This window comes from Pseudomonas sp. (assembly GCF_026224925.1).
Classification (GTDB): domain Bacteria; phylum Pseudomonadota; class Gammaproteobacteria; order Pseudomonadales; family Pseudomonadaceae; genus Aquipseudomonas.
In genome coordinates this window covers 1-14,112 of sequence record NZ_JAMFRV010000229.1, presented here as the reverse complement: position 1 = coordinate 14,112, position 14,112 = coordinate 1, and the positions used below count along the sequence as shown (strand labels likewise).

The following is a 14,112-nucleotide window of genomic DNA, read 5'->3' as shown; positions in this document are numbered from 1 at the left end:
TCGTCGCGTATCTGTTGAATCAGGTGTAACGCAGGATCGTCCCCCTTCAAGGTGAACTCATGGGCGGCGTCGTTCAGGTACAGCGTTTCGAAACCAGCCTTACGTGTGGCGCCTTTGGCTACGCCCAATAAAATAATGTCCGGTATGGCTAACTCGTTCATCACATCGCGGGCCATGGACAACTGTCCTTTGCCGCCATCGACCAGCAGGATATCCGGCAGCTTGCCCTCTCCGTCCTTGATTTTGCTGAAGCGCCGCATCAATGCCTGGTGCATCGCCGCGTAATCGTCGCCGCCGGTGATGCCTTCGATGTTGTAGCGGCGGTAGTCCGCTTTGATCGGTCCTTCCGGACCAAAAACCACACAGGAGGCCACGGTTGCTTCGCCGCTGGAGTGACTGATGTCATAGCACTCAAGACGCTGCGGAGGTTCGTCCAGGTTCAATACTTTGGCCAATGCCTCAAAACGCGCGGTCGTGTGCTGACGGTTGGCCAAGCGCGCAGACAACGCCTGTTCGGCGTTGGTCACTGCCAATTGCTGCCAGCGCGCTCGGGTACCGCGCACGCGATGGCTGATGGTCATCTCATGGCCACGGATCTCTTCGATCGCATCAATCAGCGTCGGGAAGTCTTCGTGAACAACGTTAACGATCACCTCGCTGGGCAACTCGCGGTCGTGATCGCTGAGGAAGTATTGGGACAGAAATGCGGACATCACTTCACCCACCTCCTCCTCGATACCGACCTGCGGGAAGAAGCTCTTGCTACCCAACACTCGCCCGCCACGGACACTGATCAAGTGCACGCACGCGCCACCCGGGTTGATGAATGCCGCCACTACGTCTACGTCACCCGTGCCGCCGTCCATGCTCTGCTGGTCCTGAACCCGCCGTAAAAGCGAAATCTGATCACGCAGCTCTGCCGCGCGCTCGAACTCGAGGTTGACGGAGGCCTCCTCCATCGCCGCGTTCAGCTCGTTCGACAACGCATTACTGCGGCCTTCCAGAAACATGACCGAGTGACGAACATCTTGAGCGTACACCTCAGGCTCGACGAGACCTACGCACGGCCCCTTGCAGCGTTTGATCTGGTATTGCAGGCACGGCCGGGTACGGTTTTTGAAGTAGCTGTCTTCGCATTGCCGCACGAGAAACGCTTTCTGTAACAGGCTCAAGCTTTCACGAATAGCTCCGGCGCTCGGGTACGGGCCAAAATATCGACCCTTACCTTTTTTCGCGCCACGATGAATGCTGAGTCGCGGGAACTCACCGTCGGACAGGTAAACATAAGGGTAAGACTTATCGTCACGCAGCAGGATGTTGTAGGGCGGCCGCCACTCTTTGATGAGTGTCTGCTCCAACAACAGGGCTTCGGTCTCGTTGGCAGTAATGGTTGTTTCGATTTGCGCAATTCTGGCGACCAAAGCACTGGTCTTCGGCGCATGCCCGGTTTTGCGGAAATAACTGGCCAGCCGATTCTTGAGGTTTTTTGCTTTACCGACATACAGCAAACGCGCCTCAGCATCGAACATCCGATATACACCGGGACGGCCACTGCAGGTAGAGAGAAAGGCGCTTGGATCGAACGTTTGGGTCATTTCAGAGACTGGCATCAACCATGCCGTGACGAACGGCCAATAGGGCTAACTCGACATCGCTGCCGATAGAGAGCTTTTCAAAAATACGGTAACGGTAGGTGTTTACCGTTTTCGGCGATAAGCACAACTTGTCAGAAATAGTCTGAACCTTCTGACAGCCGACGATCATTAACGCGATTTGAATCTCGCGCTCTGACAACAGGTCGAACGGCGAATGGCTGCTCTGTGGCTGAAAAGACTTGAGCGCCAGTTGCTGGGCAATTTGTGGGCTGATGTAGCGCTGCCCCGCAAATACCAGGCGAATAGCTTGAACCATCTCGGCCAAGCCTGCGCCTTTGGTCATGTAACCCGCCGCACCCGCCTGTAACAGCCGGGTAGGAAAAGGATCTTCTTCACAGACTGTAACTGCCACGACCTTGATGTCCGGGTGGCTACGAATCAATTTACGAGTCGCCTCAAGGCCGCCGATGCCCGGCATCTTGACATCCATCAACACCACATCGGGTTTGAGTTCACGGGCTTTCTGCAGGGACTCTTCGCCTGATTCAGCCTGACCTACGACCTGGAGACCATCAATATCGGCCAACATCCGTGTAATGCCTGTTCGAACAAGATCATGGTCGTCAACTACTAGCACCCTAATCAAGCAGACACCTCATAAAACCGTCATGACGAATGCTGCTCACCTTAGCAAAAACATCCCACCAGACCTAGCACAAGGCACGATATTGGTGCAAAACAGGTGAGTGAACAGCGTTAATGACACGCTACCATTAACGTCTTCATCTATTTTGGATTTTTTTCAAGAAAGTCCAGATACAGGAATCTTTACTCAAGCGTGCTGTTTACGTCTATTTGCCATTCGTTAAATACGAGGCTGACAGATCAGCCATGGTCGTCGTCAATCGTCTGATCGCGTCTTGGTCCTCTTTATGCAATGACCGAAAACTACCGAGCACCTTTTCCTCGGTTTGGGTGAGGTTGTCGACGGGAATCGGAGTAGGCATACCGGTAAGCACTAACAGAACGTCCACACCTCTGGCTGCAACAGCTGCAAGATAATCGGCTTTAGGGGCACGGTCACCGCTTTCGTATTTCCCCTGTGCATTAGCCTCTACCCCACCAATTTCACCAAATGCTCGCTGTGAGAGGCCTAGGCGCTCTCGTTCTTTTCGCAATCTTGAACCAATTCCATTCATTTGAATGCATAATCCTGTTGACCCTATCCTTACGATGGGTAGAATCGATGAAAATTAAACTGATTTGAACGGTTTTGAACTATGCCCGGAATACGTACCGCTGCACAAGCTAAGGCTTGGCTAGAGCAACAAGGAAAATCGGTTCAGGAATTCGCGCGGGAGCACAGCATCGACCCGGCGACTACTTATCAAATCCTGGCTGGACGCAAGAAAGGTAAGCGTGGCGAATCGCATAAAGTGGCGGTTTTATTGGGGATGAAGATTGGCAGCATTCCCGCTCAGAAAGAGTCTGGCGTTGCGCCGTTAGCGGAATGACCTTGTTTTTCGCCTCTGCTATGGCGCAGCAGCTTTGACGACTGGGTGCTACTTGCTCGGACAGGCCGGTATTGATCTGAAGGAATTACCGTCACCCCAGACGGTAAATGCGTTCGACAGCTCGACCCAATTCAACTTTCTATCCGGTCACTGACTCAATTATTGAGAATGCGCTCCATCCAAAACAACGCGTCCTCTGTTCCGATGAAGGAAAATTCATGCCGTAGATAGAGCGCCATCGCCGGATTGCTCTTAAACACCTTCAATCGAATGCTTTTGAGTCCTTGCTCACAGGCCATCGACGCAACGCGATCCATGACCCAGCCTCCAACGCCCTCACCTCGATACGGCTCGCACAGCTGCACGTCTCGCAGATACAAATAATGCGGCTCCAGGCTGACGCTGAAAAAACCAATCTGTTTATTAGCCTTGAGGATGACGAAGCTCTGCCGCGCCTCCCATTCCTCGTCGAATAGCTCGCCGTACCAAACCCGCTCATATTCGGCGTAATAACGCCGCATGTTCACTCGAGTCAATTCGCGGGCGAAATCCAGATCAGCAAGGGTGGCCCGGCGCAGCGTCAAGTCCATGTCTGTGGCCTCTTGTAGATCAAACACTCATCAAGATAGTTTCAGTCACCCAGACCCCATAAGCTCCCTTGCCAACGAGCAGCACGTCACCTACACCCTCGACGGCCCCCACCAGCGCGCCTTCTTCTGACCATAACGCGCTGCGACCGGCAGATCCCCAGCCTCCAGTAGGGCCGCCATGGTTGGCCATTAATACTGCCATGCGATGTTCAGCAGCGTAGCCTGCGAGTAAAGCCGTATCAGTAAGGTAACCGCCGTCAGTGATCAACACGCTGGCGGCATAGACCGTGGCGCCAGCCTGCGCAGCTGCTTTCGCATGACTGGCGTGGGAAAAGTCTGCGCACACGGCGAGCGCGATGTGATCGCCAGCGATAGGCACACCTACACCACCCTCGCCCGGACTGAACACTACGTCCTCACCGGGATGCAGGTGTTCGCCTGCCACACAAATGCACTGCGCGGCAGCAATGACACGTTTTCCCACGGTGATGCTCCTTGACTTAACTCACTCGACTTACTGCCACTGGCACTGGCACTGGCACTGGCACTGGCACTGGAATGACACCACGCAGAACCCACTCCACGCAATTAAGATGTGAGCCAGCACCCAGCGCACTCAATCAGCCCGATGCAAATTTCTAATTGAACAGTACCGCGCCCCTACAGTAAGCTCGGCACCATCAAACGGAGACAGACCATGTTGCAGTCCGCCCAATCACAGTCACTTCACGCTGCCAGCGCTCGTCGCTCGGCTGTAGTCGTGCCTGCAATGGCGGTAGCAGGTCGGGTCGCAACACCCGTGAACTTTTATTTTGGGTATTGGTTTAGCCACTAGCGCGCCGATACCCACCTGGCGCCCACACTAACGGGGACGCCAACCAGAGAACTCTCTACCCCCGGTCGGCAACCTGATCGGGGGTTTTGTTTTTTCAGGCCCGGCAAATCCTAATTGCATTGAATTGAATCGAGGAACACGACATGAACTACGCCACTGGTTACCGCAACGACACCGACTTCACCTGGCGATTTAGCAGCCTCCGTTCGGGACAGCCTGCCGCCTCCGACCGGTCACTTTCGGGTGGCAAGCCAACACTAAAGGCCGTCACGGCCAATTGTCGAACACCCCAATAGGGCGTCGAGCGCGATAAACCCGCGCCCGCCCAGGAAGCCAGAACATGAACTCGTCCGTCGCGGTAAAAAACCTGTCCGAACTGTCGCCACACAGCGTGACCTTGATCGACAGCGCCCCAGCCCCACAGCGCCTGCCCAGCACCCTGCAACTGAAGCAACAGTTGCCCCTCGACACAGCGCTAGGCAATCAAGTCGCCGCCCATCGTCACGCGGTACGTGCAATTCTCAACGGTGAAGACTCCCGTTTGCTGCTAATAGTTGGGCCTTGCTCGATCCATGACCCCCGCGCCGCCCTCGAATACGCCCAACGATTGTCAGCGCTTGCAGCAGACGTCAGCGATCAATTGTTGCTGGTGATGCGTGCGTACGTCGAAAAGCCCCGCACCACCGTCGGCTGGAAAGGCTTGGCGTATGACCCACGACTCGACGGCAGCGATGACATGGCCGGAGGCCTGACGCTGTCCCGCGACTTAATGCGTGAAATGCTCCGGCTGGGCTTGCCCATTGCCACTGAAATTCTGCAGCCAATGGCAGCGGGCTACTTCGACGACCTGTTGAGCTGGGTCGCCATTGGTGCCCGGACTACCGAATCGCAGATCCATCGGGAAATGGCCAGTGGTCTGCCCATGCCAGTCGGCTTCAAAAACGGCACCGACGGTGGCGTTGCCATCGCCACCGACGCCATGCGCTCGGCGGCCCATGCCCATCGACATTTCGGCATTGATCGACACGGCCATCCGGCGATCATCGAGACCCAAGGCAATCCGGACACGCACCTGGTGCTGCGCGGTGGCCACAGCGGGCCGAACTACGACAGCCAAAGTGTCGCCCAAATACGCGCCAACCTGGAAAAGCTCGGCGTAGCTGCGCGCATCATGGTCGATTGCAGCCACGCCAACAGCGGCAAAGATCCGCTGCGCCAGCCCGCCGTGTTCAATGACGTGCTGCAACAGCGCTTGCAAGGTGACCGCTCGCTGGTCGGCATGATGCTCGAAAGCCATCTGTTCGAAGGCTGCCAGCCACTGAGTGATTCCCTGCGCTACGGCGTGTCAGTGACCGATGGTTGCCTGGGTTGGGATGGCACCGACCAGTTATTGCGCGATGCGGCCAAACGGCTACGCCTGCAAAACTGAGCGAACGGCTGTTTCGCAAAACCGTCTAACCGTTCGGAGGGTCAACCAAAGGGCGGTCGGAACTTTCGCGGGAATTGCCGTCCTTAATCCGGTAGGCTTTCATTTTTTTCACAGGAGTAATATTTCCATGGCTAAAGCCACTGCCCGCCACATCCTTGTTGCCAGCGAAGAAAAGTGCAACGAATTGAAAACCCAGATCGAAGCCGGCGCTGATTTCGCCGAAGTCGCAAAATCCAATTCAAGTTGCCCATCCAGCCGTCAAGGCGGCGATCTGGGTTCGTTCGGCCCAGGCCAAATGGTCAAGGAATTTGACACCGTGGTCTTCAGCGCGCCCATTAACGTCGTGCAAGGCCCGGTAAAAACCCAGTTCGGCTACCACCTTCTGGAAGTCACCAGCCGCCAGGACTAAACGTCCCGCGGCTCACCGAACGGCCCGTCTGTCTGACGGGCCGTTTTCATTTGTGCTGTGCACACCGGTTATAAAGCCCTCCTGGCCTGTGTCATTCAGGCCATTTACGCGTACAGACAAAAAAACCGATTGTGCAACTCCATGTGTCGATGCATGGTTAGCCCGCGACTATCAGGCTCGGTATTTGGCTATAAAGCAGCCTATGGTCCGGCAGTTTCTGCACAGGCTTGTTTTTTTACCCTTAACCCTGATATTCGCTTGCGGACGTCAGTCAGGATTCGAGCAATGCGTTTTGTTTTTTCATCGTTGATCGTCGCAACGCTAGCCTTGCTTTCTGGCTTTCAGCCCTTGGCCGCTGCTCCGGAACATGCCCTGACTGTCTACGGAGAGGCACCTAAATACCCTGCCAACTTCACCCATTTCGACTATGTCAACCCGGACGCTCCCAAGGGCGGCAGCATGCGTCGTTCGGCGCAGTCTATTGGGCAGTTCGATCATCTGCTGCCCTATATCGACAAAGGCACCGGGGTTTCGCAAATCAGTGGCCTGCTCTATTCACCGCTGGCAGTCCGTTCACTGGATGAGCCCTATACCGTTTACGGTTTGGTCGCACAGCGCATGGAACGCCTCGATAACGGCTTGTCGCTGCGCTTTTACCTGAACCCTAAAGCGCGGTTCGCTGATGGCGTTCCGATCACCGCCAAAGACGTCAGTTATTCGTACAACCTGCTAATGACCCAAGGCAGTCTGGAATACCGCACGGAATTCGAAGACGTTGTCAAAGTCGAGGTCGAGTCACCCACCCAGATTCGCTTCGACTTCAAGAGCAACGAGAACCGTACCTTGCCGCTGGACCTAGCCTCGTTGCCGGTATTTCCCGAGCACTGGTGGAAAACCCGTGACTTTGCCAATGGCGGAGGTTTCGAAATCCCCTTGGGCAGTGGTCCCTACAAGGTGAGCAAGGTCGACGCTGGACGCAGTATTACTTTCGAGCGTGACCCCGACTGGTGGGGCAAAGACTTGCCGGTCAGCAAAGGGCTTTATAACTTCGACACGTTCAGCGTCGAGTATTTCGGCGACACCGACGTCGCGCGTCAGGTGCTGCGCGGCGGTGCCTATGATTACAACCGCGAGTTCTCGGCAACCAGTTACTCCATCGGCTACGAAAGCCCTGCCCTGACCGAGGGGCGCCTGCAAAAGGCGCAACTGGCAGAGGGAGCGGTGCAGAGTTCCCAGGGCTATATCTTCAACCTTGAACGCCCGATGTTTAAAGATCGACGCGTCCGCGAAGCGTTGGCGATGCTTTGGGACTTCGAATGGAGCAACCGGCAGATGATGCATAACGTGTATGTGCGTCAGAGCAGCTACTTCTCCAACAGCGCATTGGCGGCCGATCAACCGCCTACTGACGAGGAATTGAAAATTCTCGAACCGCTGCGTGGACAGGTTCCATCGGAAGTATTTACCGACGTGTTCCATGTGCCCAAAACCGATGGCACCGGTTTTATTCGCGACAAGCAACTGCAAGCCTTGAAGCTGTTGGAGGAAGCGGGCTGGATGCCTAAAGGCGACCATTTGGTCAACGCGGCGGGCGAGCCGTTCAGCTTCTCGTTCCTCAATGCCCAGTCCGGTATCGAGCGGCTGCTGCTGCCCTACAAACGTAACCTGGCCCAGATCGGCATCACCTTCGACATCCGCCGGATTGATGCCGCGCAGTACCTCAATCGGGTCATGGCGCGCGATTACGACATGATCGTCACCGGGTATCCGGTATCGACTTCGCCGGGGCTGGAGTTGTACAGCTGCTTTGGTTCTAAAAGCGCCAAAGACCCTGGTTCGAATAACTACATGGTCCTGCAGGATCCCGCTGTCGACAGTTTGATTTCCGGGCTGGTAAAAGCGGGCGACAAGCCGACGATGGTCAATTATGCCCACGCACTGGATCGGGTCTTACAGTGGGGCTATTACTGGATTCCCAATTTTTACCCGCCCGGCTCGTCTACCGTCTGGTGGAACCGCTTCGGCATTCCGAAGGTTCAGGCCGCCAACGGTGAAGCCATCGAAACCTGGTGGGAGATCAGTCCTACCCCGCTGACCAACGAGCAATTCGCGGAAAAACGCGGTGCATCGGCCAACCCCGCAGAGGTGCATTGAATGCTCGGTTATTTACTGCGACGACTACTGCTGATCATTCCGACGTTGTTTTGCATCCTGCTGGTTAACTTCTTTATCGTCCAAGCCGCACCCGGCGGGCCGGTGGAGCAAGCCATTGCCCACCTGCAAGGTATTGGCTCTGCCAGCAGTGTTGGCGGTGCGCCGGCCGAGTCCCGTAGCGGCAGTACTGTTTCCCGCGCCAGCCGTGGCCTGGACCCAAAACTGATCAAAGAAATCGAGCACCAATACGGCTTCGATAAGCCGCTGCATGAACGCCTGTGGCTAATGCTGAAAAACTACGCACAGCTGGATTTCGGCAACAGCTTCTTTCGCGGCGCCAAAGTCACCGATTTGATTCTGCAAAAGATGCCTGTGTCGATCTCACTGGGCTTATGGGCGACGTTGATCACGTATTTGGTCTCGATTCCGCTGGGCATCCGTAAGGCGGTCAAGCACGGCAGCCATTTCGATATCTGGACCAGCACCGCGATCATCATTGGCTATGCCATGCCCGCGTTCCTGTTCGCCATGTTGCTGGTGGTGGTGTTTGCTGGCGGCACGTCACTGAACTGGTTCCCGGTACGCGGGCTGGTCTCGGAAAACTTCCAACAGCTCTCTACCGTGGGCAAAATTGCCGATTATTTCTGGCACTTGGTGTTGCCCGTCATGTCCTTGGTGATCGGCGGTTTCGCCACCTTGACCATTTTGACCAAGAACTCATTCCTCAACGAAATCACCCGTCAGTACGTGGTCACCGCACGTGCCAAAGGCGTCAGCGAAAAACGTGTGCTGTACGGCCATGTCTTTCGCAATGCCATGTTGCTGGTGGTGGCCGGGATTCCCCAGGCGTTCATCAGCGTGTTTTTTGCGGGTTCGCTGCTGATTGAAGTGATTTTCTCCCTGGATGGCCTCGGTCGGATGAGCTACGAAGCCGCAGTTTCCCGAGATTATCCGGTGGTGTTTGGCTCGCTATTCATCTTCACTCTGTTCGGTCTGCTGATAAAACTGGTCGGCGACGTGTGCTACACGCTGGTAGATCCACGAATTGATTTCAGCGCGAGGAACGCCTGATGTTCAGACTTTCTCCGTTAGGCCGTCGGCGCTTCGAACGCTTTCGCGATAATCGCCGCGGCTGGTGGTCACTGTGGTTGTTTTGCCTGTTGTTCTTGATGAGCCTGGGCGGTGAGTTAATCGCCAACGACAAACCCCTGGTATTGAGTTATCAACACTCGTTGTACTTCCCTGCCTTCAAGCGCTACACCGAGCAGGAGTTTGGCGGTCAACTGCCCTTTCAGCCCGACTACCGCAGCGACTACGTACGTAAATTGATCGCCACCGGTGACGGCTGGATGCTGTTTCCGCCGATTCCGTTCAGCGACGACACCCCAAACTACGACTTGGTCAAACCGTCCCCGAGCCCGCCAAGCTCAACTAATTGGCTGGGCACCGACGATCAGGCCCGTGACGTGCTGGCACGGGTGATCTTCGGCGCACGGATATCGATCCTGTTCGCGTTGGCCCTGACGTTTATCAGCGCACTGATCGGTATCGCCGCGGGAGCACTGCAAGGTTATTACGGCGGCTGGGTCGATTTGATCGGTCAGCGCTTGCTGGAGGTCTGGTCCGGGCTGCCGGTGCTGTACCTGCTGATCATTCTGTCGGGTTTCGTTGAACCGAACTTCTGGTGGCTGCTGGGGATCATGGCGCTGTTTTCATGGCTGGCCTTGGTCGATGTGGTGCGCGCGGAGTTCTTGCGCGGGCGTAACCTTGAGTACGTCAAAGCGGCACGTGCCCTGGGCCTGAGCGATAAAAAGGTGATCATGCGGCACATTCTGCCCAACGCCATGAACGCGACCTTGAGTTACTTGCCATTCATTTTGACCGGCGCTATTTCGACCCTGACCGCGCTGGACTTCCTCGGCTTCGGCATGCCCGCGGGCAGCGCCTCGCTGGGCGAACTGATCGGCCAGGGCAAGCAGAATCTGCAAGCACCGTGGCTGGGCCTGACTGCGTTTTTCACCTTGGCACTGATTCTGTCGTTGCTGGTATTTATTGGCGAGGCATTGCGCGATGCTTTCGACCCGAGGTCTTGATATGTCCGAAAACCTGATTGAAATTCGTGACCTGACGGTTGCCTTCAACGGGCACACGGTGGTCAATAAACTGAGCCTGGACATCCCGGCAGGTGAATGCCTGGCATTGGTGGGCGAGTCCGGCTCAGGCAAGTCGGTGACAGCGCATTCGATTCTGCAACTGCTGCCCAAAGCAGGGACGTTGACCACCGGCAGCATTTGTTACCGTGGCCAGCAACTCGTGGGTGCCAGCGCGTCGACCTTGCGGGAGATTCGCGGTAACCGTATCGCGATGATCTTCCAAGAGCCAATGACGTCGCTCAATCCGCTGCACACCTTGGCCAAGCAGATCGGCGAAACCTTGCTGGTGCACCGCGGATTGAGTGGCAAAGCAGCGCAACGAAGAATCATCGAGTTGCTGGAACTGGTGGGCATTCAACACCCACAAAAGCGCCTCAAGGCTTATCCGCACCAACTGTCTGGCGGCCAGCGGCAACGTGTGATGATCGCCATGGCCCTGGCCTGCGAACCCGACTTGCTGATCGCTGACGAGCCGACCACGGCCCTCGACGTCACCGTGCAACGCAAGATTTTGCTGCTGCTCAAAGAGCTGCAACAACGCTTGAACATGTCGCTGCTGCTGATCAGCCACGATTTGAATCTGGTGCACAGCATCGCCCAGCGTGTGTGCGTGATGCGTGCCGGGGAAATTGTCGAGCAGTCCAACTGCCACCTGCTGTTCAAAAACCCACAACACCCCTATAGCCGTTTGCTGTTAGATGCCGAGCCAGCGGGCGAACCACTGCCCCGTGACAGCCGCGAAAAAGTGTTGGAAGTCGATAACCTGCGTGTGTGGTTCTCCATGGGCGGCGGGATTTTCCGTCAACATCACGAGTACCTCAAGGCGGTGGATGACATCAGCCTGAGCATTGAACGCGGCAAGACCTTGGGCATCGTCGGCGAATCAGGGTCAGGCAAGTCGACCTTGGGTCAGGCGATTCTGCGGCTGGTGGAGTCACGGGGCAGTATTAAATTTCAGGGGCAACCACTGGATTGCCTCAGCCAGAAAGAAATGCGCCCGTGGCGCAAACAGATGCAAGTCGTGTTTCAGGACCCCTACGGCAGCCTCAGTCCGCGTATGTCGGTGGAGCAGATCATCAGCGAGGGCTTGGAAGTCCACAGCGAGCTCACGCCTGCACAGCGCGAAATAGAGGTGATCCGAGTTCTGAAAGAGGTCGGTCTTGACCCCGACAGTCGGCATCGCTACCCCCATGAGTTCTCTGGCGGACAACGCCAACGCATTGCTATTGCCCGAGCCCTAGTGCTCAAACCTGCGCTGATCCTGCTCGACGAACCGACCTCGGCACTCGACCGTACGGTACAGAAACAAGTCGTCGCCCTGCTCCGCCAGCTCCAGGAAAAACACGGCCTGACGTACCTGTTCATCAGCCATGACCTGGCAGTGGTCAAAGCGTTGGCCCACGACCTGATCGTGGTCAAAGACGGCAAAGTCGTCGAGCGCGGCGCCAGCCATGATGTGTTTGATTCGCCACAGCATCCGTACACCAAAGAACTACTGGCGGCTGCGCATCCTGGGTTTGCTTGATCTAAAGAACACGTCCGCCCCCACCAGGATCTTGGTTCCTACCATGAAAGACAGTGACAGCCTCAATGATTATCGCCGTGTCCGGCGGCTGGCGATTCGCTCGTTGTTCGAAATCATCGAGCAGTCCAGTGAAGGCACGGTAATCGTCGACAAAGATGCACGCATCGTCTGGATCAACGAGCGCTACGCGCGACGCTTCGGGCTAACCGACGCCAGCGTCGCCGTGGGCCAGCCTTGTGAAAGCGTTATCCCCGGCAGTTTGCTGCGCGACGTGGTGAACAGTGGTCGGCCCATTTTGCTCGACATGATGGACACCGCCAAGGACCCGCTGGTGGTCATGCGCCTGCCGATCAATGACGACGCCGGCGCCGTGATTGGCGCTATAGGCTTCGCCTTGTTCGATGAACTCCACTCCCTGTCGCCCTTGCTCAAGCGCTACCTGAGCATGCAGGAGGAATTGGCCTCGACCCGTTCGTTACTCCGTGCACGGCAAGCCAAATACAGTTTTTCGCATTTTATAGGCACCAGCCTCGCCAGCCTTGAAGTAAAACGCCGAGCCCGTCGCAGTGCCAGCGCAGAATCACCGGTGTTATTGCTGGGCGAAACAGGCACCGGTAAAGAGTTGCTGGCCCACGCCATCCACAATGCCTCGTCACGGGCGCAAAAGGCGTTCGTCAGCATCAACAGTGCGGCCATTCCCGAAGCGTTACTTGAGGCCGAGTTTTTCGGCACCGCACCCGGCGCGTTTACCGGCGCCGACCGCAAGGGTCGTCCCGGCAAGTTGAAAATCGCCCAAGGCGGCACGCTGTTTCTCGACGAAATTGGCGACATGCCGTTACCGCTGCAAAGCAAATTACTGAGGGTGTTGCAGGAAAAAGAGTACGAACCGGTCGGCTCCAATGAGGTAATTCAGAGCGATGTCCGCCTGATTGCCGCCACGTCCACCGACCTCGAAGCGGCGATCAAACGCGGTGAGTTTCGTGCTGACCTGTACTACCGCCTCAGCGTACTGCCGATCCAGGTGCCGCCCTTGCGTGAGCGATTGGACGACCTGCCTGCCCTCAGCGATGCGATCCTCGAAGAGCTACGCAGCGAGCACGAACTGGATCGCGGCGCCCTCGCCTTGCTGGGTCAACACGCCTGGCCAGGCAATATCCGCGAACTGCGCAATGTGCTTGAGCGGGCAGCCCTGCTAAGTGATCACCTGGTGCTGGACGCGCGTGAAATCCACGCAGCAATCGGAACCCTGATTGCGTTGCCCAAAGCGGTGAAGCCTAAGACTGAAACGCCCGACATCGAAACCTTCAGCGCTGCCCGCGAGCGCTTTGATCGGCAGTTGATCGAAACGACCCTGGCCCACTGTAATGGCAACGTCATCAAAACCGCCCAGCAGCTTGGCCTCGGACGCTCTACGCTGTACAAAAAGATGGCCGCGCTAGGCATAGTAGAGTCTCAATAAAGAGAATCCAGTCTCCTTATTGAGACTACCAAGAAACGCACCCTGTAGGAGCCAACCTGTTGGCGATGCGATCAATTGGTTGCGAGGTTTTAGGGCCCCTCGCCAACACGTTGGCTCCTACAGAGAGTACGTCATAGCAGGCGAAAGATGGGCGACGGGCAGAGAAAAAGTCTCAAAATAGAGACAGATTTTTAGCCAGTGTAATATTTATAAAAAATAACCAACAAATTCAATCAGTTAGCGACATGGCACGAAACCCGCTATACCCAAACGCGGTCCAGCCGTACTTAAAAAAACAATAACAATTCAGGAGACACTCTATGAGTGTAATCATCGCGTTAGCGGCCCTCGGGCTGTTGATGCTCGCTGCATACCGTGGCTATAGCGTTATTCTGTTCGCCCCCATCGCAGCCCTTCTCGCGGTGTTGTTGACCGATCCCTCGGCCGTC

General features: G+C 56.2%; 14 protein-coding genes. 9 read left to right on the top strand and 5 right to left on the bottom strand.

Annotated features, from left to right (window positions below):
* From uvrC to M0974_RS09910, 3 genes are all read right to left on the bottom strand, one after another.
* Window positions 1–1,595: excinuclease ABC subunit UvrC (gene uvrC, locus M0974_RS09920; RefSeq protein WP_297835789.1), on the bottom strand; the 1,595-nt coding region annotated here is incomplete at its 3' end.
* Window position 1,596: 1 nt separating this feature from the next.
* Window positions 1,597–2,241, bottom strand: a complete 645-nt coding sequence (gene uvrY, locus M0974_RS09915; protein ID WP_297835785.1) for a UvrY/SirA/GacA family response regulator transcription factor — start codon at window positions 2,239–2,241, stop codon at window positions 1,597–1,599.
* 205 nt (window positions 2,242–2,446) lie between these two features.
* Entirely contained in the window at window positions 2,447–2,794 is a 348-nt protein-coding gene (locus M0974_RS09910) for a helix-turn-helix domain-containing protein (protein WP_297835783.1), read from the bottom strand.
* Between the two features lie 81 nt (window positions 2,795–2,875).
* On the opposite strand from M0974_RS09910, the gene M0974_RS09905 reads away from it, so the two are divergent.
* Window positions 2,876–3,109: a DNA-binding protein gene (locus M0974_RS09905; RefSeq protein WP_297835782.1), complete on the top strand. Its 234-nt coding sequence runs from the start codon at window positions 2,876–2,878 to the stop codon at window positions 3,107–3,109.
* Between the two features lie 155 nt (window positions 3,110–3,264).
* Here M0974_RS09905 and M0974_RS09900 read toward each other — a convergent pair whose 3' ends face one another.
* Entirely contained in the window at window positions 3,265–3,699 is a 435-nt protein-coding gene (locus M0974_RS09900; RefSeq protein ID WP_297835780.1) for a GNAT family N-acetyltransferase, read from the bottom strand.
* Between the two features lie 19 nt (window positions 3,700–3,718).
* Complete coding sequence (locus M0974_RS09895) at window positions 3,719–4,183, bottom strand: hypothetical protein (RefSeq protein WP_297835778.1); 465 nt, start codon at window positions 4,181–4,183, stop codon at window positions 3,719–3,721.
* 691 nt (window positions 4,184–4,874) lie between these two features.
* Between M0974_RS09895 and M0974_RS09890 the strand changes: the two genes are divergently transcribed.
* From M0974_RS09890 to M0974_RS09855, 8 genes are all read left to right on the top strand, one after another.
* Entirely contained in the window at window positions 4,875–5,963 is a 1,089-nt protein-coding gene (locus tag M0974_RS09890) for a 3-deoxy-7-phosphoheptulonate synthase (protein ID WP_297835776.1), read from the top strand.
* Between the two features lie 127 nt (window positions 5,964–6,090).
* Window positions 6,091–6,372, top strand: a complete 282-nt coding sequence (locus M0974_RS09885) for a peptidylprolyl isomerase (protein WP_297835775.1) — start codon at window positions 6,091–6,093, stop codon at window positions 6,370–6,372.
* A gap of 285 nt (window positions 6,373–6,657) precedes the next feature.
* Complete coding sequence (locus tag M0974_RS09880; RefSeq protein WP_297835773.1) at window positions 6,658–8,526, top strand: extracellular solute-binding protein; 1,869 nt, start codon at window positions 6,658–6,660, stop codon at window positions 8,524–8,526.
* Window positions 8,527–9,597 carry a microcin C ABC transporter permease YejB gene (locus M0974_RS09875; protein WP_297835772.1) on the top strand — a complete coding sequence of 357 codons (1,071 nt, stop codon included), beginning with the start codon at window positions 8,527–8,529 and terminating at the stop codon, window positions 9,595–9,597.
* Window positions 9,597–10,619, top strand: a complete 1,023-nt coding sequence (locus M0974_RS09870) for an ABC transporter permease (protein WP_297835770.1) — start codon at window positions 9,597–9,599, stop codon at window positions 10,617–10,619. The genes M0974_RS09875 and M0974_RS09870 overlap by 1 nt, the downstream gene beginning before the upstream one ends.
* 1 nt (window position 10,620) lies before the next feature.
* Window positions 10,621–12,204, top strand: a complete 1,584-nt coding sequence (locus M0974_RS09865) for an ABC transporter ATP-binding protein (RefSeq protein WP_297835768.1) — start codon at window positions 10,621–10,623, stop codon at window positions 12,202–12,204.
* A 43-nt stretch (window positions 12,205–12,247) separates the two neighbouring features.
* The gene (locus tag M0974_RS09860) at window positions 12,248–13,663 is read left to right on the top strand and encodes a sigma 54-interacting transcriptional regulator (protein ID WP_297835766.1); all 1,416 of its coding nucleotides are present in this window, start codon (window positions 12,248–12,250) and stop codon (window positions 13,661–13,663) included.
* A 320-nt stretch (window positions 13,664–13,983) separates the two neighbouring features.
* Window positions 13,984–14,112: hypothetical protein (locus M0974_RS09855; RefSeq protein WP_297835787.1), on the top strand; the 129-nt coding region annotated here is incomplete at its 3' end.